The organism is Jiella marina (genome assembly GCF_024359545.1).
Taxonomy (GTDB): domain Bacteria; phylum Pseudomonadota; class Alphaproteobacteria; order Rhizobiales; family Rhizobiaceae; genus Jiella.
Genome location: NZ_JAKQZG010000001.1, coordinates 219,356 through 241,502, shown reverse-complemented (window position 1 = coordinate 241,502; position 22,147 = coordinate 219,356). Strand labels below are relative to the sequence as shown.

Sequence of the window (22,147 nt, the reverse complement as noted above, 5' to 3'; positions counted from 1 at the left end):
GGCGTTTTCGCGCCATGGCCTGCCGCAGAGGCCTTTGCGCGATCGGCCGGTGGCAGCGCATGAGAGAATTAGCGTCGAAATCCCGACGACGGGTTAATCCTTTGCCAACCCAAAGACGAGACGATCGCTGATCAAAGGGTCCCTCGGACGAGCATCACGAGCTGTCCGCGGACTGAGCCGGAGTGCACGCCATGGCCGATCTTTGCGGGGATCTCCAAAGTGTCGACGCGCAAGCCGAAACAGGGCCTGCAATCGAATGCCCGTCCCGAAACTCGCCGATCGACCTCGTCCATCTGGCCCGCCAGACCACCGGCGACCGCATCCTCGAATCGGAAGTGCTTGGACTTCTCGTTCGGCAGATCGACCGGGTGCTCCCGCTCCTTTCCACGGCAATGCCCGAGGAGAGGCGGCAGCTCGCCCATGCGCTGAAGGGAGCTGCGCGAAATGTCGGCGCCTTCCGCGTTGCCCATGCGGCCGAGCGACTTGAGGCGGCAACCGCTGATCCGCAAGCCGTGGCCGATCTGGCGGAAGAAATGAAGCATACGGCGCGTTTCGCGCGAGAACTGGCGGTTGCCTGACAGACCGTCGGCGCACGAGTACTGGCCCGGCTTTGTGGACCGGTTCGCATTGACTTTGACGTGATCCGCTTTCTAACAGGCAGGGAAGCGTCGAAATCCGCCCCCGCGTAGATCGACCAAACACGAGCGCCGAAGGGCACGAGCATCGTGCTGCGAGCGCCGTCCGCCTTCCCGCAATCAGTGCAGGGCCGTTGCCGCATGACCAAGATTATTTTCCAGACCACGGACGGAGCGCGCTACGACATCGACGCGCCGAACGGCACGACTGCCATGGAGAACGCCGTCAAGAACGACGTTCCGGGAATCGAGGCCGAATGCGGCGGAGCCTGTGCCTGCGCGACCTGCCATGTCTATGTGGACGAGGCCTGGCGCGAGACGGTCGGCGAACCGGAGCCGATGGAAGAAGACATGCTCGACTTTGCCTACGAGCCGCAACCCAACTCCCGTCTGTCATGCCAGATCAAGGTGAGGCCGGAACTGGACGGGCTTGTGCTGTACGTTCCGGAAGAACAGGCCTGAAGGGGGTTTTTCGGCCGATCGAGGAAGCAGCGGCCGGACAATTCGAAGACCGAGCATTGCCAGGATTGCGCAGAGGCTCGCTTTGGCAATTCCCCGACAAAGAGATCAAGGTACGCCGCAGGGCGGGTTATCGACCCTGTTCCTGAACCGCGCGATAGAGCGCCCGGCGAAGGCGGAAATTCACCTCACGCGCCTCGATCGTGTCGAACTCGACCTGAGCCCGCTCGTGTCCGGCGAGATAGCGGGCGGTCACCGTATTGACCATCGCTTCCATCTCGCGACATGTGCGCTCCGGACGCAGGTTGCGCAGCGCGCTTTCGGTTCGTTTCAGCCAGTTCTTGGCGATCGCCGCATGCCGGTTCTCATGCCGGACGATATCGGCCTCGAGCGTCTGCCAGATCAGGCGGGTCTGGGGAGAAACCCGTTTGGGCGGGGTCCACTTGGGCAGGGTGATCTCGAGATTGAGGCTGAGATTGGTCTGATCGACCTCGCATCCCTCGGAGGTCCGCTTGTAGCTGACCTTGCCATCGAAGGTGACCTCCGTCGCGCCGGGATGTCGCACACCAGTCTCCGAGAGAAACGGGCCGCGCCGGTTCAGATCCTGGTCGAGTTCGGCGAGGGTCGATCCCTTGACCGCGAAATAGGTGGTCTTCTCCGTGATCGAGGCGGCTCCGGCACCGACTGCGGCCGCACCCGCCAGTGAAAGTGCCACGCCCAATACGCACAATCCCGTTGTCAGCTTCATGACTGGCACTTTCCCCGCATCCGCATCTTTCGGCCACGCTATCGTATCGCGATCCAGAAACAAGCGGCTGTTAGGACACGATTGCGCAATAATCTCCGGAGGGCTACCGAGGGCTGGCTGCGAACTTCGACGATCGCGCCAGTCGCCCAATCAGATTCATCGGTCTTGGTCGGGGCACCGGCAGACGTGAGAAGGCAACCGCTTCGCAGCAGGAAGAGGCAGCGAGAGAGATGGACGTTATCGCACCGCGCGGCGGAACCTGGAAACTGGCCCATGGACGCTCGCTGACGCTTGGCGAGACAGCGACGATCATGGGCGTTCTGAATGCAACGCCGGACAGTTTTTCCGACGGTGGCCGCTACGCGTCTGTCGAAGCGGCCGTGAGCGAGTCACTGCGCATGGTGGAGCAGGGGGCCGCGATCGTCGATATCGGCGGCGAGTCGACCCGTCCGGGCGCGACCCCGGTCGATGCGGCCGAGGAGCAGCGGCGGATCATGCCGGTGATCGAGGAACTCGTCCGGCGCTCCGACTGCATCATCTCCGTCGACACCTATCGATCGGAAACGGCGCGGATGGCGATCGAAGCCGGAGCCCATATCGTCAACGACGTTTGGGGCGCGCAGAAGGACACCGCGATCGCGAAGGTTGCCGCCGACACGGATGCAGGGCTCTGCCTGATGCACACGGGCCGCGAGCGCGAGAAGCTGGCCGATGTGATCGAGGACCAGTTCCTGTTCCTGCGGCGCTCTCTCGAGATCGCCCATGAGGCAGGAGTCAAGGACGAAGCCATCGTCCTCGATCCCGGTTTCGGCTTCGAGAAGGACGGGCCGGAAAACCTGATCCTGCTCGCGCGTCTCCCGGAGCTCTTGGAATTCGACTATCCGCTCCTTGTCGGCACGTCGCGCAAGCGTTTCGTGCGCGGTGCCATCGGCCGGGAGGATCCCGAGCCGGACATCGCCTCCGCCGCGACCAGCGTGCTCCTGCGCGAGCGGGGTGCCGACATCATTCGCGTCCACAATGTCCCGGCCAATCGCGACGCGCTGGCGATCGCCGACGCCATGCGCCGCGCGCTCAATGGCGAGCGCTGGTGATGGCGTTGGCGCGGCTGGGCCTCGGCGGAAATGTCGGCGACCCGAAGGAGGCAATGGCGGCAGCGCTCAGGTTGATCGATGACCGGGAGGATTGTCACGTCGTCGCGGTCTCGCGGCTATACCGCACGCCGCCTTGGGGAAAGACCGATCAGCCCGATTTCTTCAATGCCTGCGCCACGGTCGAAACCAGCCTCGACCCCCGTGCGCTTCTGGCGCTCTGTCTTGAGACGGAACGCGCCTTCAAGCGCGAGCGCCGCGAGCGATGGGGGCCGCGGACCCTCGACCTGGACGTTCTCGACCATGACGGCGTCGACTATCACGACGAGGCGCTGACACTCCCGCATCCCCGCATTACCGAGCGGGCCTTCGTCCTTGTGCCACTCGCCGACATCGCACCCGATCTCGCCGTTTCCGACCGGCGCGTGGCGGAGTGGTTGCCGCTTCTGCCCGGCGACGGCATTGAGCCTGTCACATCGGACGGGAACTGGTGGCGGAATGCGCCGCCGACCGGAGTTCGCTAGGAATTTACAGTCCGATCAGCCGAGCAGATACCAGACGAGCGATGCGACCAGCGCAATCCCGCCGGCGGGTATCAGCAGCCATCCGACCTTCATCCAGCGGGACTGGGAGACGAGGGACTTTTCCTGCTCCTGCTCGGATCGCGTGCTGACGATGAAGTGAAGCTCGTCCGGGATTTCGGGGGCTCCGATCGAACCGTCGGCCCGAAGCGCGCCAAGCACGTAGAGAGACGCTCCGAGGGGAATCGCCTGCTCGACATAGCGAAAGCCCAACGTGTCTTCACTGGGCCACAGCTCCACTCCGATCCCGCGGTTCCAGTGCTCGTCCTGGTCGGTGGTGATGTCGTCGAGCAGGGTATCGCCGTCGATCTCGGCATCCTGGGCGTCGACGAGGACGCGCCCCGTCCGGTCCTCGACCGCAAACGTCGCCAGTTCTTCCTTGCGCTCGCGCACATATTCGCGCTCGTGGCGGTGCTGGTTGCCGTCCTTGTCGCGCTCCCATTCGACAATGCGCTCGTAGAGGGCGGCCGAATACCAGACGCAGGGCGTTCGCGTGAACGGCGAGATGAGCGGTGGCTCGCACCGGACGGTACCCTTCACCTCCACCGGCCCGCCGACCATAAGGTCTTTCAAGTCGGCGGCGTAGCTCGTGACGATCATCATCGCATCGAGCTTCTTCAGGGCACGCTGTCGCGACTTCTCCATCAACCAGCCGGCGACGATCAGGACGGCGCCGATAATGGCAAGAAGGAGTGGCGACACGCGGGAGCGCTCCGAACAGGATGACTTTACGTAAAGAACATCCTTGCAGAGACGCTTCGTCAAGGGGGCCGGTTGATCGAGCCGCCTCGGTCGAAACGATCAAGTCGCGTCAGGCCATTCGCCAGAGCTTTCGCCGGGCAGGGGGCAAACAGCCCTGGCAGGCCTCAGTTCGACAGGGCGCTCTGACGCGTGGCGCCTTCGCGCTTGAGGTTCATGCCGATCACGGGCACGAGTTGAGACTGCACCTTCACCGAGATGGTGATGGCCAGCGCATCGTCGCCGTCGAGACGTGCGACCATCGCGCCCTTGAGCTGCTTGCGGTCGAGACCCACGACGATCTTGTCGCCGCGCACGTCGCCGGAGACGATGTCGAGGCCCTTGCCGGCCGCACCGTCCTGGAAGGCACCGCGATAGGAGCGGCCCGAACGCACGACTTCGGCCCGCATCGCCTGGGAGAAGAGGCCGACGCGGCATGAGCCGTCGAGAGCGACGCCAACATTGCGGGCGTGTTCCGCGCCTTCGAAATTGCAGACGAACTTGGTGCCCTTGAACTTGCCGGCGACGATTTCGCCGGGACCGGACCAGGTGCCCGAGACGCGCTGGAAGAACGCCTCGTCGCTATCGGCATATGCGGGAAGCGCCGTGGCCGACGAGAGAGCGAGAGAAAGAGCGAGGCCGGCGGCCAAAGAACGCGACATGAGCGAACCTTTCCGAGGGGAAAATGTTTACCATGTCATTGTCGCCTCAAAGGGTTAACCAAGCCTTTCGCCTGCTCGCGAAGCTTCGCGCGGAAGCCGGAGAGCCAGGCGGCATGGATCGGCGATCAGGAGGGTTTGTCGCCCTTAACCGGCTCGCGGCCGAAATTCGGCTTGGCCGTGTCCTGGCCCGCCTCGATCACGTTGCGGCGGATCTCGCGGGTGCGCGTGAAGAGGTTGAACAGCGTATCGCCGTCGCCCCAGCGGATCGCGCGCTGCAGGGAAGCGAGATCCTCCGAGAACCGCGTGAGCATCTCCAACACGGCATCGCGGTTGGTCAGGAACACGTCCCGCCACATGGTCGGATCCGAAGCGGCGATGCGGGTAAAATCGCGAAAGCCCGATGCCGAGAACTTGACAACTTCCGACTCCGTGACCGTTTCGAGGTCCGCCGCCGTGCCGACAATGTTGTAAGCGATGAGATGCGGCACGTGCGACACGATCGCCAGGACGAGATCATGGTGCTCGGAGGTCATCGTCTCGACATTCGAGCCGCAGGCCTCCCAGAATGCTTTCAGACGTTCGACCGCCTCCGGTGACGTCTCCGGAAGCGGAGTCAGAATGCACCAGCGGTTCTGGAAGAGTTCGACGAAGCCCGACGCCGGACCGGAGTGCTCGGTCCCGGCGAGGGGGTGGGCCGGAACGAAATCGACGTGCTCGGGCAGATGGGGCCGCATCTGCTCGATGACGGCCCCCTTGACCGAGCCGACATCGGAAACGATGGCACCGGGTTCGAGATGGTCGGCGATTTCGCGGGTGATCGCGCCGCAAATGCCGACGGGAACGCAGAGGATGACGAGATCGGCACCCCGGACGGCCTCTGCCGCCTCGAGATGATAGCTGTCTCCGAGCCCAAGCGTCTCCGCCTGTGTCAGGGTTTCCTGACGACGCGTCGTGATGGCGATGTGACGCGCCAGCCCGTGGGCGCGGACATTGTGCGCGATCGACGACCCGATCAGGCCGATACCGATCAGGGCGATGCGCTCGAAGAGGGGGTCGCTCATGATCGGCTGCTCTGCAGGAATTCTCCAAGCGCCGCAACGACGCCGCGATTGGCTTCTTCGACCCCGATCGACATGCGAAGCGCGTTGGGGAAGCCGTAACCTGAGACCCGCCGCAGGATGAAGCCGCGCTCCGTCAGATAGGCATCCGCCTCGGCCGCCCCCTTGCCGGGCTCCTCCGGGAAATGAACGAGGACGAAATTGCCGACGCTCGGCGTCACCGTGAGACCCAGCGCTTCGAGTTCACGCGTCGTCCACTCCAGCCACTCCGCATTGAAGGCGGCGGCCCGGTCGGTGAAGGCGCGGTCCCGGATGGCCGCGGCACCTGCGGCAATCGCCAGGGCATTGAGATTGAAGGGACCGCGCACCCGATCGAGCGCTTGGACGATTTCCTCGGGCCCGTAGAGCCAGCCGATGCGCAGGCCCGCAAGCCCGTAGATCTTGGAGAAGGTGCGGGTCATCACGACGTTTTCGGTGCTCGAAACCAGTTCGATTCCGGCACCATAGTCGTTGCGACGCACATATTCCGCGTAGGCCGCGTCGAGAACCAGGATGACATGGCCGGGCAACCCTGCGTGCAGCCGGCGCACCTCGTCGAAGGGGAGGTAGGTTCCTGTCGGATTGTTCGGATTGGCGAGGAAGACCAGTTTGGTGCGCGCGCTCACCCGCTCGAGGATCGCGTCGACATCGGCGGTCGCCTCCCGCTCGGGCGCAACCACGGGCGTGGCGCCGGCAGCGCGGATCTGGATATCGTAGACCAGAAAGCCGTGCTCGGTGTGGATCGCCTCGTCGCCCGGCGCGAGATAGCACTGGCAGAGAAGGCTGAGGAGCTCGTCCGACCCGTTGCCGCAGAGGAGATTGGCGGGATTGAGGCCGTAAACCTCCGAAATCGCGGCCTTCAGTGCGCTGGCCTGTCCGTCCGGGTAGAGCTCCAGCTTGTCCGAGGCGCCGCGTGCGGCTTCGAGCGCCATGGGCGAGGGGCCGAGCGGCGTCTCGTTGGAGGACAGCTTGTGAAGACGGATGCCTTCCGGTGCGCGGCTCTTGCCGGGCACATAGATTTCGATGTCGAGCACACCGTTCTTGGGAACAGGTTTCATCGTCGCCGTCCTGGAAAGTGGAGACAAGCGCGACCCGCTCTTCCGAGAGCCCGCGGATCGCAACACGCCGCATAGCGGCCTATCCGGGTGATGTCGAGGCCGACACGGCTGCGCGCCGCGCCGGAAGTAGGATGAGCCTTAATTCAGAACCCGGTTCGTCTGCGGAAGGTCGAGCGAGAAGGCCGGAATCTCGACTTCGAAGGCTTTCCCGCGCGCCGAGCGCATCTGGTAGCGCCCCTTCATGATGCCGGAGGGCGTGGCAAGCGGGCAGCCCGACGTGTAAGTGTAGCTGTCGCCCGGTGCAAGGACCGGCTGCTCGCCCACGACACCGGGCCCGACAACCTCTTCCACCTGACCCTTGCCGTCGGTGATGTGCCAGTAGCGCGCTTCGAGCTGCACGGTCTCCTCACCGGTATTCTCGATCTCGACCTGATAGGCCCACACCCAGCGCCCGCCTTCGGGATTCGACTGATCGTCCAGATAGGCGGGCGTCACGGTCACGATGATCTGTCGCGTCGTGGCTTGATACATGCGTCGCAGCCCTCTGTCGTGCCCTTTGCGCAAGGCTATATCTTGAATTCAATGGAATTTCATCCCTCTAGGCGTTGGCAACGCAATGCGTCTCGTTTCCGATCTTTCCTTGGGTAAGCTCTACAGCGGGAGGGACGGGACGCTTTTGGTGTGGCAACGCCTATGATTGCCGAGAGCCCGATTGTTTGCCTCCTGGCCGCCTTGGTTTTTTTTCACGCCATTGCGTCAGGTAGTTCGACACCAACTTTGCAAGCTTTCGAGCCGCTGCACTTGTCGCAAAGGCCTTCCGGTGTCTCCGGAGTCGCGAACATGTCATGGGCCGATTGCTTGTGTCAGCCACGACTGGTGGCTACTATTCCCTAACGTCAGACTTGTGGGCAGACATCGGCGGGGTCGGGCAAATTGGCAGCATGGCGATCGACTGTCCTGGCGATCATCGCGGCGCTTTCGGCCTTTGCATCACCGGGTTCCAAGGCCGAGGAACGCCGGTTTGGCCCTTTCGTCGTGGACAGCGGTGCCCCCTCGATCATTCGCCTCGAAGGGCCAATCGGCGTTCGTGGTCTGATCAGTTTCAGCCGGGCGCTACGGGCTTCACCCGAGGCGAAGACCGTGTCTCTCGACAGTCCGGGCGGCTCCCTGATCATCGCGCTGTCCATCGCCGAGAGCATTCTCGAGGATCGTCTTGCGACCGTCATTCCGCCAGACGGGGAATGCCTCTCCGCCTGCGCACTGTTGTTCCTCGCTGGCCGAGAGCGCAGTGTAAAGGGTCGCCTCGGCGTCCATCAGGTCGCCTCGACGACTTCCGGTGACGTCAGCTTTGCCCAGACCGCCCTGTCGGACGTGTTCGAGCTTCTTCGCCGAGCCGAAGTGGATCCGGAAATCATGCAGATCATGCTGGCGACGCCCCCCGATCGCATGCATGTCTTTTCCGAGCCGGAGATCGAGCGGCTGGCGATCAATCGAGGGGGCGGAGCCAAGCCCTCGCCCGAGCCGCAAGCCGAGCCGGCCTTCGCCGATCCGCCGCCACTGTCGGTCGACGCGAAGACGGCTGTTCGGCTTTGCGACGAGTTGGCCGGCGATCCGCAGGATCCGCGAAGGAACTTTGAGTTCGACGCAGTCGGTTGGGAGGATCTGGATTCCGATCGGAGCATATCGGCATGCCGGCAAGCGACGAGCGCCGAACCCGATAATCCTCGACTGGCCTTTCAGTTGGCTCGATCCCTTGAGAAAGCCAAACGTTTCGAAGATGCCTATCCTTGGCACCGCAAAGCCGCGGAGCAAGGCTATGCGTCGGCGCAACTCGACCTCGGGATTTTTCTGGAAAACGGACAAGGGGTTTCGAAAAACGCCAAAGAAGCGCTCAAATGGTATCGGTTGGCGGCTGAAAGCGGCCTTCCTTTGGCGCAGGCAATTCTTGGCCACAGCTATAAATACGGAAGCCCTGTTCCGAAGGACGATGCTGCGGCCCAGGAATGGTATCAAAAGGCCGCGCAGTCCTATCTCGCTGCTGCCGAGCAAGGGTCCGCCGCCGCGCAATACGAACTCGCAAAAGTGTATCAGAGTGGCCGAGGCGTTCCCAAAAACTCAGACGAAGCCGACAAATGGTTTCGCAGGGCGGCCGGTTTTTATCGAAAAGCGGCCGAGAAGGGCTCTTGGGAGGCCCAGAACATGCTGGGCTTCATGTACAAGATGGGCCAGGGGGTTCCGAAGGACAGAGCGGAAGCCATCAAGTGGTATCGGCAGGCAGCTGAAGACGGGTCCGCTTCCGCTCAGTTCTCTCTCGGGCTGATGTATCGCTATGGAGACACGAGAGATTTGGCATTGGCGGCCAAATGGTATCGCATGGCCGCCGAGCAAGGCCATCAGGTTGCGCAATCCAGCCTTGCCGAAATGTACGAAAAGGGCGTGGGCGTTGCGGTGGACAGGGCCGAGTATCTCAAATGGTATCGGAAAGCCGCGGCCCAGGGGGATGAGGAAGCGCAGAAAGTCCTTGAGCGGTTGGGTGAATTGTGAACGGATACCGGCGACCGCAGGAGCGAAACAGACACGGGATTGTCTGGCTGCGGGGTATCCCGGCCATCCTCGTACTTGTCCCAGTGCTCCTCGCAGATCAGGCCACGGCTGACGAGACAACCCGCTTGTGCGATGAACTGGCGGCCGATCCGTTCGACATGGACAGGCCCGGCGGTGTTCCCGGGGTCGATCTGCATGAGATCGACGTCCGACAGGCGATTCCTGCGTGTGAGAAGGCCGTCAATCTGGATCCGGACAATCCGCGTCTTCTCATGCAGCTGGGACGAAGCCTTTATATGAGCGGTCGCTATGCTGAAGCTGCTGCACGCTTTCGCAGGGCGGGCGAAGGGCGGTCCTACACGGCCGCGCAATATTGGCTCGGGATCCTGTACGATCTGGGCCAGGGCGTTGCCCTGGACGATTCGCTCGCTGCGAAGTGGTATCGCAGGGCCGCTGAAAAAGGGCACGTGGCAGCCCAGAGCGACCTCGCTTTTCTATATGGACACGGCGAAGGCGTGCCCAAGGACGAAGCGCTGAGCGCGCATTGGTATCGCAAGGCTGCCGTGCAGGGACATGCGCAGGCGCAGCACAACCTCGGCAACATGTATCTCGGAGGCAGGGGTGTAGAGACGAGCGGATCGGAGGCCGCGAAATGGTTTCGCAAGGCGGCCGAACAGGGGTTCGCGCCTGCCCAATACAATCTCGGCCTTCTGTATTCGAACGGTGTCGGTGTGCCGCAAGACGACGAAAATGCCGTTTTCTGGTTTCAGAAGGCCGCAAACCGAGGTTACGAGAAAGCGCAGAAGGTGCTTGAAGGGCGGGGGCTTCGGTAGCGAAGGCAACTGCGCGAGGGCGCCACAGCCGTACGGCAATTCTCCGGGAAATCCACAGTGTTCGACGCCATCCTCAGACGCCGGATCGATCCGCCTGTCGACCGGCTTGCGGTCCAGCTTGCCAGGAAGGGGCTGTCGGCGAATGCCGTGACCATGGCCGGACTTGCAGTCGGCCTCGCGGCAGCTTTGGCCATTGCGCTTGGCAGCCCGATCGCCGGCCTCGTGCTCCTGCTTCTTTCACGGCTTTGCGACGGGCTGGACGGGGCGATCGCCAAGCACACGAAACGCACCGATCTCGGCGGCTATCTCGACATCGTCTTCGATTTCATCTTCTACGGGGCGATTCCGCTCGGCTTCGCGTTCCTCGATCCGGCCCAGAACGCAGTCCCGGCCGCCGTCCTGCTCCTGACCTTCTACGCCAATGGCGCGAGTTTTCTCGCCTACGCGGTGCTCGCGGAAAAGCGGAAAATCACCACGGACATTCGGGGAAAGAAGTCGTTCTTCTTCTCGACCGGGCTGGCGGAAGCGAGCGAGACGATCATCGCCTTCGTGCTGTTCTGCCTGTTTCCGGCATGGTTTCCCACGCTCGCATATATCTTCGCCGCCATGACCGCCTGGACCTGTGCGGCACGCATCATCGTGGCGGCGAAGACGTTTCGCTAAGCCATAGGAAAGCGCGAGGAGGACCTCAGACGGCCGCCAGAGCCCCGTCAATGTCGTCCCAGATGTCTTCGACATCTTCGAGCCCGAGCGACAAGCGAACCAAACCGTCGCCGATGCCGAGTTCGGCGCGGGCTTCCGGGCTCAGGTTCTTGTGCGTGGTCGTGGCCGGATGGGTGATCAGGGTCTTGGCGTCGCCAAGATTGTTGGAGATCAGGATGATCTCGAGCGCGTCGATGAAGCGGAAGGCGGCCTCCTTGCCGCCGTCGATGCTGAAGGCGACCAGGGTCGATCCGGCAGCCATCTGCCGTCTGGCGATCGCCGCGTCGGGATGGTCGTCGCGGCCCGGATAGAGCACGCGAGAGACTTCCGAGCGCTCGGCGAGCCTGTCGGCGATGGTCGCGGCCGCATGCGTCTGCTGGTTCACCCTGAGCGGCAGAGTCTCCAGCCCCTTCAGCAGCGTCCACGCGTTGAAGGGCGACAGCGCCGGGCCGGTGTGGCGATAGTACTCGTGGAGATTCTCGTCGATCCAGTCCTTCGACGACAGGATGATGCCGCCCAGGCAGCGGCCCTGACCGTCGATATGCTTGGTCGCGGAATAGACGACGATGTCCGCACCGAGTTCAAGCGGCTTTTGGTGAATGGGCGTCGCGAAGACGTTGTCGACGACCAGGGTCGCCTCGGCCTGATGGGCGATTTCCGCCACCGCCGGAATGTCGATGACTTCCAGCGTCGGATTGGTCGGCGTCTCCATGAAGAACACCTTGGTCTCCGGCCGGACCGCCGCCTGCCACTGGCCGAGATCGCGCCCGTCGATTAGCGTACAGCTGACGCCGCAACGCGCCATGACCGTCTCCACCACGTAGCGGCACGAACCGAACAGCGCGCGGGCGGCGACGATATGATCTCCCGCCTTGACCTGGCACTGGATGGCCGCGGCCACGGCTGCCATGCCCGATGCGGTGCCGCGCGCGTCCTCGGCGCCTTCGAGCGCCATCATCCGCTCCTCGAACATGCGAGTCGTGGGGTTGGCGTAGCGCGAATAAATGTAGCCCGGCTCTTCGCCCTTGAAACGCGCTTCGGCGGCTTCTGCCGTGGGATAGACGAAGCCCTGCGTCAGAAACATCGCCTCGGACGTCTCCCCGAAGCCTGAGCGTGTCGTGCCGCCATGGACCATCAGGGTCGCTGGCTTGAGCTTGCGGTTCTTGTCGGCGCGCTTCAGCATACCTGTCTCCGAACAACAAAAAACCGGCCGTCGCGATCTCGCAATGCCGGTTCCCTCAACGTCTTCGTTCTCGGATCGGCCCTTTAGCGAGTTGTTTTCTGTGGCTGCAAGCCGGCCGGCCAAATCACCACCATGGCTTTTCAAATAGACGCGATACCGTTAGGCGTCAATCTGGAATGTTCGCGGGACAGAGGAATTGCGCAAGGTGAGCGCCACTATGGAAGGCATCCTGCCGGATCGAGCGATCGGTGAACTGTTCGAGGCGGGCGCATTGCGTGCCGAGATCGAGCGGGACGGGGATCAGATCCAGCCCGCTTCGCTCGATCTGCGGCTCGGCCCGGTCGCCTACCGGGTCCGTGCGAGCTTCCTGCCGGGGCGGGGGCAGAGTGTTGCCGACAAGCTCGACCGGTTCGCGCTGCACGAGTTCAGCCTCGAAGAGGGCGCCGTGCTGGAGACCGGCTGCGTCTATGTCGTGCCGCTTCTGGAGCGCCTTGCGCTGCCGGGCGACATCCGCGCGACGGCCAATCCGAAATCCTCGACCGGCCGGCTCGACATCTTCACCCGCGTTCTCGCCGATGGCGCCCAGGAATTCGACAAGGTGCCGGCGGGCTATGAGGGGCCGCTCTATCTCGAAATCTCGCCCCGCACCTTTCCGATCCTGGTGCGGCGAGGATCGCGCCTGTCGCAAATTCGTTTCCGCCGCGGCGAGCCGACCCTGACGGGCGCGGAACTGAGCGCGCTCCACGACCGGGACCGGCTAACCTCCGACGAACCCGCCAACATCACTGGGGCCGGCATTGCCCTGTCGATCGATCTCGCCGGCGAGCCGGGAAGTCTGGTGGGTTACCGGGGCAAGCGCCATACCGGGCTGATCGATGTGGACCGCCGAGCGGCCTATCCCGTGGCCGAATACTGGGAGCCGATCCTCCGAGGCGGAACCGGCGAACTGGTGCTCGACCCGGACGAATTCTACATTCTGGTCTCCAAGGAAGCCGTGCATGTCCCGCCGGACCATGCGGCGGAAATGACGCCGTTCGATCCGCTGGTCGGCGAATTTCGCGTCCATTATGCGGGATTCTTCGACCCCGGCTTCGGCCACAATGCCGCCGGTGGCGCGGGCAGCCGGGCGGTGCTGGAAGTCCGCAGCCATGACGTGCCGTTCATCCTGGAGCACGGCCAGATCGTCGGACGCCTGATCTACGAGCGCATGGCCGGGCGGCCTGAACGCCTCTACGGCGCCGATCTGAGTTCGAACTATCAGGCCCAGGGCCTCAAGCTCTCCAAGCACTTTGCGGAAATAGCGGCCCGAGGGGATCCGCCAGCCCGGCCGTCGCACCGGTAGCAGAAACCGCCGCCAACGCAGAAGGCAGCGCGGAAAATCCTTGCGTCCCGGCGCCGCTTTGAGTAGGGGATCGTGCTAGTCGGAGCGTAGCGCAGCCTGGTAGCGCACCTGAATGGGGTTCAGGGGGTCGTGAGTTCGAATCTCGCCGCTCCGACCAAACTCTTCAAGACTTTTGAATGACTTGCGCGCCGCTCGATACCCTCGTGCGGGGGGCGGATGCATTCTCGGGCATCTTTTCAGGATGTGCGACAAAGGCGGACCTGTTGGCGACGGGGCCGCTGCTTCACTGTTGCGATGCCGCTCCCCGAACGCGATGATCCATCCGAATCGGAGGTTGGAGGTTTCCCGACCTCCAACCCGTCTCCTCCGCGGCCGCTGACGCAGGCCTCGCTTCGATCTACCCGGCGATGCCGACCTGAACAGCTGCCAGCGCCAGTCCCAGCAGGAACAGCGTCTCCGTCACGACCATTGCGACATGGCGCCAGCCGAGTTGCAGCATGTCCTTCATGTTGGTTCGCACGCCGAGTGCGGAGATCGCGATCACCAGGAGCCAGCCGGAGAGATCCACGGCAGGCTTGGCCACGAAGCCAGGCAGAAGGCCGAAACTGTTGATGATCGTCAGGATCGCGAATCCGATGACGAAGAGCGGCAGCCGCACTTTGCCGGAATCGGCGCGCTTCTGGCCGGCCAGCGCGAAGACGATGGCGACGAGGACGACCGGCAGAAGCGTCACGCGCAACAGCTTGATGATCGTCGCGACGTCGCCAACGTCGGTGGAGATCGAATAGCCTGCGCCCACGACCTGAGCGACGTCGTGGATCGTCGCGCCCACCAGGAAGCCGCTCTGGCTGGAACTCAGGCCGAGGAGCGAGAACAGGATGGGGTAGACGATCATCGCGATCGTCGAGAGGGTCGTGACCGAAACGACGGTGAAGAGAAGGTTGCGCTCGGTCTTCTCGTTATGAGGAATTACTGAAGCGATGGCGAGGGCGGCGGAAGCGCCGCAGATCGCAACCGAGCCGCCTGTGAGCAGCGAAAACCGCCAGCCCTTGTTGAACAGCCGTCCGCAGATAAAGCCGACGCCGATCGTGGCGGCGACGAGGCCGACGACGGTGACGAAAGTGGAAAGCCCGAGCGAAGCGATGTCGGCGGCAGTGATCCGCGCGCCGAGAAGAACGATGCCGACACGGAGCAGGCTCTTGGAGCAGAATTCCAGCCCGCTCTTGAAGCGCGTATCCACCGCCAGGAAGTTGAACGCCATCCCGATCAGCAGCGCGAAAAGCATGACCGGGGCGCCGTAATGGTCCGCGACGAAACGCGCGGCGGCAGCCACCGTCAGGGCCAGGAGGATGCCGGGAAAGAGCGGCCAGTACCGATCCTTGGCGGTTTGGAAGGACAGGGCGGACATGGACAAACCTCCTGCGGCACTCAGAGCAATGTGGAAATCGGGAGACGGCGCGAGGCTGAGGTGTCCGCGTCTCCGTGTGACGCGGCGCGCCTTACAATTCGGATCGGTAGTGGAAGCCTTCCGTCAGGCATGAGGACACCCTGTATTCGACAGGGGTGCCGTCGAGGGAGAGTGCCACGCGATCGATGATCAGAACGGGTTGGCCGGTCTCGCAGCCGAGCCGCTCGGCAACGGCCGGTCTTGCGCCGGCGGCCTTCAGCGTCTCGATCGCCTTGCCAATCGTGATTCCGAACTCTTCCGAATAGAGCGCGTAGACGTTGTTCGGGATCGTCTTCATGTCGTCCAGAGCCGGAAAGCGAGCGACAGGGAGCGCGATCGTCTCCACAATGACTTTCCGGCCCCCGAGACGTCGAACCCGCTCGATTCGCCAGACCTCCGCTGCCGGCTCGAGAGCCAGCGCGTGCCTTTCGGCGGCAGTGGCCCGGCCTCGCGAGCGGCCGACGACGTCGCTTTCGGGAAAAAGGCGGGTGCCGTCATCGGCGATCAGGCGAAAGAACTGAAAAAGGATCCGCCCCTCTTCGAGCGAAGCGACGAAGGTGCCGCGCCCTTGCCGGCGGATGAGGAGATGCTCGGCCGTCATGGCGTCCAGCGCTTTGCGAACGGTGCCTTGGCTCACGCCGAGTTCGGCCGCGAGTTGAAACTCGCTCGGGAGCATCATGCCCGGCGTCCAAGAGCCGTCGATCAGGCGCTGCACCAGAAGGTCGCGCACCTGCCGATAGAGCGGACGGAAGGCCGGGGAAGCGCGAGTCTCGCTCATCGCGCACACCCGGTGCGGCAGGCCGAGACGGCCGTCCACGTTGATCGCGTTATCGGGGAGAGCGGGCCGGGCCGCGCTTGACATCGGGTCCAAATCATAATTTATATCTTATACAAGATTGCCGGCAAAGCCAAGAGCGGCGCCGCTGGTCAAATGCCCGGTCGGAGTTCTCTTGCGGCCGGATCACGTCATGCGGCGACAAGGGCGCTTGCCCCCGTCAGCCCGAGCGACAACCCCCATCCGGCGAGGAGGATAAATTGAGCGAGAATCCGCAGCTTTTGGTCCACGAACACAAGGACAATGTCGGCGTCGTGGTCGTCGAGGATCTGAAGGCCGGCACGGAGATGCTGTGCGTCGTCACCGCCGACAATTCGTCCTTCAAGCTCGTCTGCAACGACGATGTGCCGATCGGCCACAAAGTGGCGCTGACGGACCTGTCGTCGGGCGACACGGCAATCAAGTACGGCGAAGACATCGGCCGCTTCAAGGCGGATGTGAAGAAGGGCGGCCACGTCCACGTCCACAACCTCAAGACCAACCGCTGGTAAGCGCTCCCGCGCGGGCCGGCTTCAGCCGGCGCGCGGTCGAGCCCCTTAGATTCGCCTGAAGAGGAGGCACCGTCATGCCGATCAACACCAATCGCAAATTCATGGGCTACCGGCGCGAGAACGGCCGGGTGGGCGTTCGCAATCATGTAGTCATCCTGCCGGTGGACGACATCTCGAACGCCTGCTGCGAGGCCGTCGCCAACAACATCAAGGGCACGATCGCGCTGCCCCATGCCTATGGCCGGCTCCAGTTCGGCGCCGATCTCGACCTGCATTTCCGCACGATGATCGGCACGGGCTCCAACCCGAACGTCGCCGCCTGCATCGTCGTCGGCATCGAGCCCGGCTGGACCCAGAAGATCGCCGACGGCATCGCCGAGACCGGCAAGCCGGTCGCCGCCTTCTCGATCGAGCAGAATGGCGATCTGAAGACGATCATGAACGTCTCGCGCAAGGCGAAGGAATTCGTCCAGTGGGCCACCGAGGTGCAGAAGACCGAGTGCGACGTTTCCGAGTTGTGGGTTTCCACCAAGTGCGGTGAATCCGACACCACGACGGGCCTCGGCTCGTGCCCGACGGTCGGCAACATGTACGACAAGCTGATCCCGGAAGGTATCTACGGCGTCTTCGGCGAAACGTCCGAGATCACCGGCGCCGAGCATATCTGCAAGACCCGGGCGGCGGACGAGGAAACCGGCGAGCGCTGGTACAAGATGTGGAAGGCCTATCAGGACGACGTGATCTTCGCCCATGCGACGAACGATCTGTCCGAGTCGCAGCCGACCAAGGGCAATATCGAGGGCGGCCTGACGACCATCGAGGAAAAGGCGCTCGGCAATCTCGAGAAGATCGGGCGCGAGTGCAAGTTCATCGACATCCTGGACCCGGCCGAAGCGCCGCAGAAGGGCAATGGACTCTACTTCATGGACACCTCCTCGGCGGCGGCCGAATGCGTGACCCTGATGGCGGCGGCGGGCTATGTGATCCACACCTTCCCGACCGGCCAGGGCAACGTCATCGGCAACCCGATCGTCCCGGTCATCAAGATCTCGGCCAACCCGCGCACCCTCCGCACGATGTCCGAGCATATCGACGTGGACGTGACCGGCATCCTGCGCCGCGACATGACCATCGACCAGGCGGGCGACGCTCTGATCGACAACATCATGCGCACCGCCAACGGCCGCATGACCGCCGCGGAATCCCTGGGTCACCGCGAATTCGTCATGACCAAGCTCTATCGCAGCGCGTAATCATGGACAGCGGTTGTCAGGGCGGCTTCACCGTCCTGGCAACCACCACGATTGCCGGGCGACAAGGCGCCGACCACATCGCAGATCGTCATCCCGGCCTCGAGCCGGGATCCATGCCGCGCCCCTCGAAAACCGCAGCACGGTACACCTTCAGGAAAGGGCGGACGTCCTGAATCGGTGGCGAGGCCGAAGAGATTTCCCATGGACTCCGGCTCAAGGCCGGTATGACGCCAGGCTGACGATCGCCAAGGCGTTCGCCCTCTTCCTACCGGACGGGGGCGAGGATTTGTTGGGTAGCTTCGCCTCGTGATGAGGCGAACTCTGGCCTGCGGAACGGGCGCAGGGAGCCACGAGGGATGACGGGCCCGTCCGCTCCATTCTGAACAAACTGAACACCGATTTTATTGCGTACCGCAACAGGAGTATCGCCAGTGGCCGACATCGTCATTTCCGAATTCATGGACGACGCGGCGGTCGATCGGCTGCGCGAACGCCACGATACCCAGTATGATCCCGAACTCGTCGACAATCCGGACGCACTTGCGACCGCGCTCGGTGAGGCGCGCGCGCTTGTCGTCAGAAACCGGACCCGGGTGACGGACGCGCTGCTGTCGGCTGCACCGAAGCTCGCCTGCGTCGGTCGTCTCGGTGTCGGCCTCGACAATATCGATCTGCTCGCCTGCGAAGCACGCGGCGTCACCGTCTATCCCGCGACCGGTGCCAATGACGTTGCCGTCGCCGAGTATGTGATGACGGCGGCGCTGACGCTTCTTCGCCCCGCCTACGCCGCGACGGCAGACGTGATTGCCGGGAAGTGGCCGCGTCAGGCGTTGATCGGCGGCGAGGGCATGGGCCGCCAGCTCGGCCTCGTCGGCTTCGGCTCGATCGCCCGGCAGACCGCCGAGCGCGCCCGCGCTTTCGGATTCTCCATCGCGGCGTTCGACCCGTTCCTGCCCGAGGACGATCCCGCCTGGAAGAGCGTCACGCGGATGACCCTCGAAGAACTGCTCGCTTCCTCGGACGTCCTCAGTCTGCACGTTCCGCTGACCGACAAGACGCGCCATCTCATCGACGCGTCGGCGATCGACGCCATGAAGTCCGGCGCGATCCTCGTCAATTCGGCCCGTGGCGGCGTCGTCGACGAACCGGCGCTGGCGGTCGCACTCAAGCAAGGCCGGATCGGCGGCGCTGCACTGGACGTCTTCGAGAGCGAGCCGCTGACTGCGGAAGCCGGCCGCATTTTCGAGGGCGTGCCCAATCTCATCCTGACGCCCCATATCGCCGGGGTGACCAAGGAATCGAACGTGCGCGTCAGCGCCGTCACCGCCGACAATGTTCTCGCCCATCTCGCCAAGGAGACCGCATGACCACCACGCTGTCGATCGAAGACGCCGAACGCCTGGTCGCGGAAGCGTTTCAGCGCGCCGAGACCGGTCCCGCACAGGCGGCCTCTGTCGCCCGTGCGCTGGTCGCGGCGGAAGCGGCCGGGCAGGGCGGTCATGGGCTCCGCCGTGTTCCGGCCTACAGCGCACAGGCGAAGGCAAAGAAGGTCGACGGTCACGCGACACCGGGTCTCGATCGGGTGAAGCCCGGTGTCCTCCGTGTCGATGCCGCCGAGGGCTTCGCCTATCCGGCCTTCGATCTCGCGATCGAAGCGCTCAAGGACATCGTCGCAGAAACGGGCGTTGCGATCGGGGCGGTCCGAAACTCGCATCACGCCGGCGTTCTGGGGCTGACCGTCGAGCGCTTTGCGGAGGCGGGCCTCGTCGCGATGATGATGGCGAACTCGCCGGGCGCCATGGCGGCCTGGGGCGGCAAGCGCCCTCTCTTCGGCACGAACCCGATCGCCTTCGCGGCGCCTTTGCCGGATGCAGACCCGATCGTCATCGACCTGTCGCTCTCCAAGGTCGCGCGTGGCAAGGTGATGGCGGCCAGGCAGAAGGGCGCGGCAATCCCCGAGGGCTGGGCGCTCGACAAGGACGGCAATCCCACGACTGACGCCAACGCCGCCATGGAAGGCACCATGGTGCCGATGGGGGATGCCAAGGGCGCGGCGCTTGCCATGATGGTCGAGATGCTCTCGGCCGGTCTAACCGGCGCGAACTATGCCTCCGAAGCTTCATCGCTCTTCGACGACAAGGGCCCCCCGCCGCGCCTCGGACAGTTCATGCTGGTGATCGATCCGAAAGCCATGGGTGGCCCCGACGCTCTGACGCGGCTCGGCGTCTTGGCACAGGCCATTGCAGAAGAGCCGGAGACACGCCTTCCCGGCGCGCGTGGGCGGAAATTGCGCCAGGATGCGGCGACCAGGGGACTGACGATCGAGGATGATGTGATGGCGATGATCGAGGGGGTGTGACGGACCGACCTCCTCTCTTGAACAGGCGACCGTGATTCAGGTTTGATTTGTCGGTCCTTGCGCCCTCGCAGTGGAGGGCGGAAAATCAAGACCGCACCTCAAGAGGAGGCCTTGATGATCCGTTTTTGGCTCGCGGGCGTCGCCGCAATGATCAGCCTGCCGCAATGCATCTCGGCTCAGACCGTCGATGCGCAGCAACCCTATGCGGACATTCAGTCGAGGGCGATCAAGGCTCTTTCAGATGAAGAGATTGCTGATCTTCGGGCTGGTCGTGGCATGGGTTTCGCCCTGCCTGCCGAATTGAACGGTTACCCGGGTCCGCGTCACGTCCTCGATTTTGCAGAAAAGCTTGGTTTGACGGAGGATCAGAAGGACAAAACCGAAGCTCTCTTCGCCTCGATGGAGGCCGAAACCATCCCTCTCGGCATGGAACTGATCAGTCAGGAAGAAGCACTCGATCGAATGTTTGCCGAGAAAACGGCCGACCCGACGTCGTTGTCGAACGCGACCGCCTTGATCGGCGAGACCCAGGGCGAACTGCGCGCCGCGCATCTGCGCTATCATATCGAAATGACGGAATTTCTGACACCGCACCAGATGAGAATTTACGCGAAGCTGCGTGGTTACGACGGGCCTTCCAATGGCTCTCAGCACGGAAGCGGTTCCCACGCGCATTGAGCAGAGCGCAAGACGGGATCAGAAGTCCTGTTTGCCTCCCATTCCGCATCTCGACTTCGCGCTCTCAGTCCATCAATTCCCGCTTGAACAAAGCATAAAGCGCCGACTTCGCCTCGAATCCCACACCCGGCACGTCCGGCAAGCCGACCTGGCTGTCCTTGACCTCGACCGTGTCGGCGAAGCCGCCGAAGGGCTGGAAGACGTCCGGGTAGCTCTCATTGCCGCCGAGATGCAGGCCGGCGGCAATGTTCAGGGACATCTGGTGGCCACCATGGGGCACGACGCGTCGCGAGGACCAGCCGTTTTCGGCCATCATGTCGAGCGTACGCATATATTCGACGAGACCGTAGGAAAGCGCGCAGTCGAACTGGACGATGTCCTTTTCGGCATTCATGCCGCCATAGCGGATGAGATTGCGCGCATCCTGCATCGAGAACAGGTTTTCACCCGTTGCCATGCGGCCGGAATAGCGGCTTGAGAGCTCAGCCTGCAGCGCATAATCCAGCGGATCGCCCGCTTCCTCGTACCAGTAGAGGTCATAGCGCTCGAGCGCTTCGGCGTAGGCGAGGGCGGTTTCAAGATTGAACCGGCCATTGGCGTCGACACAGAGATTCTGTCCTTCGCCGACGATTTCGAGGGCCGCCTCGATTCGCTTCAGATCATCGGCCAGAGGAGCGAGGCCGATCTTCATCTTGCAGACCCGGTAGCCCCGGTCGCGATAGGACTTCATCTCGTCCTTCAGGCCCTCGATCTCCTTGCCGGGATGGTAATAGCCGCCAGCCGCATAGACCCACACGCTCTCATCCGCCTGCCCGTCACGATAGCGCTCGGCGAGAAGGCGATAGAGCGGCTTGCCGGCGATCTTGGCGACGGCATCCCACACCGCCATGTCGATCGTGCCGACGGCGACCGAGCGCTCGCCATGGCCGCCGGGCTTCTCATTCGTCATCATGGTCCGCCAGATGGCGAAGGGATCAAGATTGTCGTTTGCCTCGTCGATCAGCGAGGCCGGATCAGCCTCCATCAGACGCGGAATGAAGCGCTCGCGCATCAAGGAGCCCTGGCCGTAACGGCCATTGGAATTGAAGCCGAAGCCGATGACGGGCTTGCCGTCGCGCATCTGATCGGTAACGACGGCCACCACCGAGCAGGTCATCTTGGAAAAGTCGATGAAGGCATTGGCGATCGGGCTTGCGATCGAGACCGTCTTCTCGCGGATTTCGGTAATGCGCATGGGGTTTCCTCGTAACCTGTTTGTGGTCTCGGCGCGGTTCGAACGCTGGGTGCTTCTCTAAGCTACTGGACATCTCACCTGGGCATTGGAGCGGCAGAGCGATTCCACCGTATCAAGTGGATGACCATTTCGCTTAACCCATTGAAACGTCGTCATCCTCGGGCTTGTCCCGAGGATCTA

23 protein-coding genes, 1 tRNA gene and 1 riboswitch are annotated in these 22,147 nt (G+C 63.4%); of the genes, 14 read left to right on the top strand and 10 right to left on the bottom strand.

The window, feature by feature from the left end; translation table 11 throughout:
• Positions 1-191 precede the first annotated feature (191 nt).
• Together MF134_RS01115 and MF134_RS01110 are read left to right on the top strand one after the other, a co-directional pair.
• The gene (locus tag MF134_RS01115) at positions 192-578 is read left to right on the top strand and encodes an Hpt domain-containing protein (protein ID WP_255337544.1); all 387 of its coding nucleotides are present in this window, start codon (positions 192-194) and stop codon (positions 576-578) included.
• A gap of 198 nt (positions 579-776) precedes the next feature.
• A complete protein-coding gene (locus MF134_RS01110) occupies positions 777-1,097 on the top strand; it encodes a 2Fe-2S iron-sulfur cluster-binding protein (protein WP_255337543.1) in 321 nt (106 codons plus the stop codon).
• Positions 1,098-1,224: 127 nt separating this feature from the next.
• On the opposite strand, the gene MF134_RS01105 is transcribed toward MF134_RS01110, so the two are convergent.
• Positions 1,225-1,842 carry a DUF922 domain-containing Zn-dependent protease gene (locus MF134_RS01105; RefSeq protein WP_255337542.1) on the bottom strand — a complete coding sequence of 206 codons (618 nt, stop codon included), beginning with the start codon at positions 1,840-1,842 and terminating at the stop codon, positions 1,225-1,227.
• Between the two features lie 230 nt (positions 1,843-2,072).
• Here MF134_RS01105 and folP point away from each other — a divergent pair, with 230 nt between their 5' ends.
• Both folP and folK read left to right on the top strand, forming a co-directional pair.
• Complete coding sequence (folP, locus tag MF134_RS01100) at positions 2,073-2,933, top strand: dihydropteroate synthase (RefSeq protein WP_255337541.1); 861 nt, start codon at positions 2,073-2,075, stop codon at positions 2,931-2,933.
• Positions 2,933-3,454 carry a 2-amino-4-hydroxy-6-hydroxymethyldihydropteridine diphosphokinase gene (gene folK, locus MF134_RS01095; protein WP_255337540.1) on the top strand — a complete coding sequence of 174 codons (522 nt, stop codon included), beginning with the start codon at positions 2,933-2,935 and terminating at the stop codon, positions 3,452-3,454. Before folP ends, folK begins: the two co-directional genes overlap by 1 nt.
• Before the next feature lie 15 nt (positions 3,455-3,469).
• On the opposite strand, the gene MF134_RS01090 is transcribed toward folK, so the two are convergent.
• The 5 genes from MF134_RS01090 to apaG form a co-directional block, all read right to left on the bottom strand.
• Positions 3,470-4,213, bottom strand: coding sequence for an E3 ubiquitin ligase family protein (locus MF134_RS01090; RefSeq protein ID WP_255337539.1), 744 nt, complete (start codon positions 4,211-4,213; stop codon positions 3,470-3,472).
• Positions 4,214-4,377: 164 nt separating this feature from the next.
• Positions 4,378-4,911: a hypothetical protein gene (locus MF134_RS01085; RefSeq protein ID WP_255337538.1), complete on the bottom strand. Its 534-nt coding sequence runs from the start codon at positions 4,909-4,911 to the stop codon at positions 4,378-4,380.
• Positions 4,912-5,036: 125 nt separating this feature from the next.
• Positions 5,037-5,972, bottom strand: a complete 936-nt coding sequence (locus MF134_RS01080) for a prephenate/arogenate dehydrogenase family protein (protein WP_255337537.1) — start codon at positions 5,970-5,972, stop codon at positions 5,037-5,039.
• Complete coding sequence (gene hisC, locus MF134_RS01075; protein WP_255337536.1) at positions 5,969-7,066, bottom strand: histidinol-phosphate transaminase; 1,098 nt, start codon at positions 7,064-7,066, stop codon at positions 5,969-5,971. The genes MF134_RS01080 and hisC overlap by 4 nt, the downstream gene beginning before the upstream one ends.
• Positions 7,067-7,204: 138 nt before the next feature.
• Entirely contained in the window at positions 7,205-7,597 is a 393-nt protein-coding gene (gene apaG / locus MF134_RS01070; RefSeq protein WP_255337535.1) for a Co2+/Mg2+ efflux protein ApaG, read from the bottom strand.
• 732 nt (positions 7,598-8,329) lie between these two features.
• Here apaG and MF134_RS01065 point away from each other — a divergent pair.
• The 3 genes from MF134_RS01065 (at position 8,330) to MF134_RS01055 (ending at position 11,106) form a co-directional block, all read left to right on the top strand.
• Positions 8,330-9,610, top strand: a complete 1,281-nt coding sequence (locus MF134_RS01065) for a hypothetical protein (RefSeq protein WP_255337534.1) — start codon at positions 8,330-8,332, stop codon at positions 9,608-9,610.
• A gap of 125 nt (positions 9,611-9,735) precedes the next feature.
• On the top strand, positions 9,736-10,443 hold the full coding sequence (locus MF134_RS01060; RefSeq protein WP_255337533.1) for a tetratricopeptide repeat protein: 708 nt from the start codon (positions 9,736-9,738) through the stop codon (positions 10,441-10,443).
• A gap of 57 nt (positions 10,444-10,500) precedes the next feature.
• Complete coding sequence (locus tag MF134_RS01055) at positions 10,501-11,106, top strand: CDP-alcohol phosphatidyltransferase family protein (protein WP_255337532.1); 606 nt, start codon at positions 10,501-10,503, stop codon at positions 11,104-11,106.
• A 25-nt stretch (positions 11,107-11,131) separates the two neighbouring features.
• On the opposite strand, the gene MF134_RS01050 is transcribed toward MF134_RS01055, so the two are convergent.
• Positions 11,132-12,328, bottom strand: coding sequence for an O-succinylhomoserine sulfhydrylase (locus MF134_RS01050; protein WP_255337531.1), 1,197 nt, complete (start codon positions 12,326-12,328; stop codon positions 11,132-11,134).
• A 63-nt stretch (positions 12,329-12,391) separates the two neighbouring features.
• A riboswitch (SAM riboswitch) is annotated at positions 12,392-12,469 on the bottom strand.
• A 76-nt stretch (positions 12,470-12,545) separates the two neighbouring features.
• Between MF134_RS01050 and MF134_RS01045 the strand changes: the two genes are divergently transcribed.
• Complete coding sequence (locus MF134_RS01045; RefSeq protein WP_255338003.1) at positions 12,546-13,670, top strand: 2'-deoxycytidine 5'-triphosphate deaminase; 1,125 nt, start codon at positions 12,546-12,548, stop codon at positions 13,668-13,670.
• An 80-nt stretch (positions 13,671-13,750) separates the two neighbouring features.
• Positions 13,751-13,827: transfer RNA gene (locus MF134_RS01040), tRNA-Pro, on the top strand.
• 240 nt (positions 13,828-14,067) lie between these two features.
• On the opposite strand, the gene MF134_RS01035 is transcribed toward MF134_RS01040, so the two are convergent.
• Positions 14,068-15,078 (bottom strand): YeiH family protein, encoded by a 1,011-nt coding sequence (locus MF134_RS01035; RefSeq protein ID WP_255337530.1) that lies wholly within the window; start codon positions 15,076-15,078, stop codon positions 14,068-14,070.
• 91 nt (positions 15,079-15,169) lie between these two features.
• Positions 15,170-15,895, bottom strand: coding sequence for a GntR family transcriptional regulator (locus MF134_RS01030; protein ID WP_255337529.1), 726 nt, complete (start codon positions 15,893-15,895; stop codon positions 15,170-15,172).
• Between the two features lie 257 nt (positions 15,896-16,152).
• Here MF134_RS01030 and MF134_RS01025 point away from each other — a divergent pair, with 257 nt between their 5' ends.
• From MF134_RS01025 to MF134_RS01005, 5 genes are all read left to right on the top strand, one after another.
• Positions 16,153-16,443, top strand: a complete 291-nt coding sequence (locus MF134_RS01025) for a UxaA family hydrolase (RefSeq protein WP_255337528.1) — start codon at positions 16,153-16,155, stop codon at positions 16,441-16,443.
• Positions 16,444-16,517: 74 nt separating this feature from the next.
• Positions 16,518-17,696, top strand: coding sequence for a UxaA family hydrolase (locus tag MF134_RS01020; RefSeq protein ID WP_255337527.1), 1,179 nt, complete (start codon positions 16,518-16,520; stop codon positions 17,694-17,696).
• Between the two features lie 431 nt (positions 17,697-18,127).
• A complete protein-coding gene (locus MF134_RS01015; RefSeq protein ID WP_255337526.1) occupies positions 18,128-19,063 on the top strand; it encodes a hydroxyacid dehydrogenase in 936 nt (311 codons plus the stop codon).
• Entirely contained in the window at positions 19,060-20,055 is a 996-nt protein-coding gene (locus MF134_RS01010) for an Ldh family oxidoreductase (protein ID WP_255337525.1), read from the top strand. The genes MF134_RS01015 and MF134_RS01010 overlap by 4 nt, the downstream gene beginning before the upstream one ends.
• 114 nt (positions 20,056-20,169) lie before the next feature.
• A complete protein-coding gene (locus MF134_RS01005) occupies positions 20,170-20,733 on the top strand; it encodes a Spy/CpxP family protein refolding chaperone (RefSeq protein WP_255337524.1) in 564 nt (187 codons plus the stop codon).
• Between the two features lie 64 nt (positions 20,734-20,797).
• Here MF134_RS01005 and MF134_RS01000 read toward each other — a convergent pair whose 3' ends face one another.
• Positions 20,798-21,967 (bottom strand): mandelate racemase/muconate lactonizing enzyme family protein, encoded by a 1,170-nt coding sequence (locus MF134_RS01000; RefSeq protein WP_255337523.1) that lies wholly within the window; start codon positions 21,965-21,967, stop codon positions 20,798-20,800.
• Positions 21,968-22,147: the final 180 nt, after the last annotated feature.

Bases quoted from the DNA above. Each gene is read 5' to 3' on its own strand.
- folP (WP_255337541.1), top strand. From the start codon at position 2,073: ATGGACGTTATCGCACCGCGCGGCGGAACCTGGAAACTGGCCCATGGA.
- folK (WP_255337540.1), top strand. From the start codon at position 2,933: ATGGCGTTGGCGCGGCTGGGCCTCGGCGGAAATGTCGGCGACCCGAAG.
- MF134_RS01030 (WP_255337529.1), bottom strand. From the start codon at position 15,895: ATGAGCGAGACTCGCGCTTCCCCGGCCTTCCGTCCGCTCTATCGGCAG.
- MF134_RS01085 (WP_255337538.1), bottom strand. From the start codon at position 4,911: ATGTCGCGTTCTTTGGCCGCCGGCCTCGCTCTTTCTCTCGCTCTCTCG.
- apaG (WP_255337535.1), bottom strand. From the start codon at position 7,597: ATGTATCAAGCCACGACGCGACAGATCATCGTGACCGTGACGCCCGCC.
- MF134_RS01045 (WP_255338003.1), top strand. From the start codon at position 12,546: ATGGAAGGCATCCTGCCGGATCGAGCGATCGGTGAACTGTTCGAGGCG.
- MF134_RS01050 (WP_255337531.1), bottom strand. From the start codon at position 12,328: ATGCTGAAGCGCGCCGACAAGAACCGCAAGCTCAAGCCAGCGACCCTG.
- MF134_RS01105 (WP_255337542.1), bottom strand. From the start codon at position 1,842: ATGAAGCTGACAACGGGATTGTGCGTATTGGGCGTGGCACTTTCACTG.
- MF134_RS01010 (WP_255337525.1), top strand. From the start codon at position 19,060: ATGACCACCACGCTGTCGATCGAAGACGCCGAACGCCTGGTCGCGGAA.
- MF134_RS01115 (WP_255337544.1), top strand. From the start codon at position 192: ATGGCCGATCTTTGCGGGGATCTCCAAAGTGTCGACGCGCAAGCCGAA.
- MF134_RS01035 (WP_255337530.1), bottom strand. From the start codon at position 15,078: ATGTCCGCCCTGTCCTTCCAAACCGCCAAGGATCGGTACTGGCCGCTC.
- MF134_RS01110 (WP_255337543.1), top strand. From the start codon at position 777: ATGACCAAGATTATTTTCCAGACCACGGACGGAGCGCGCTACGACATC.
- MF134_RS01000 (WP_255337523.1), bottom strand. From the start codon at position 21,967: ATGCGCATTACCGAAATCCGCGAGAAGACGGTCTCGATCGCAAGCCCG.
- MF134_RS01080 (WP_255337537.1), bottom strand. From the start codon at position 5,972: ATGAGCGACCCCCTCTTCGAGCGCATCGCCCTGATCGGTATCGGCCTG.
- MF134_RS01020 (WP_255337527.1), top strand. From the start codon at position 16,518: ATGCCGATCAACACCAATCGCAAATTCATGGGCTACCGGCGCGAGAAC.
- hisC (WP_255337536.1), bottom strand. From the start codon at position 7,066: ATGAAACCTGTTCCCAAGAACGGTGTGCTCGACATCGAAATCTATGTG.
- MF134_RS01005 (WP_255337524.1), top strand. From the start codon at position 20,170: ATGATCCGTTTTTGGCTCGCGGGCGTCGCCGCAATGATCAGCCTGCCG.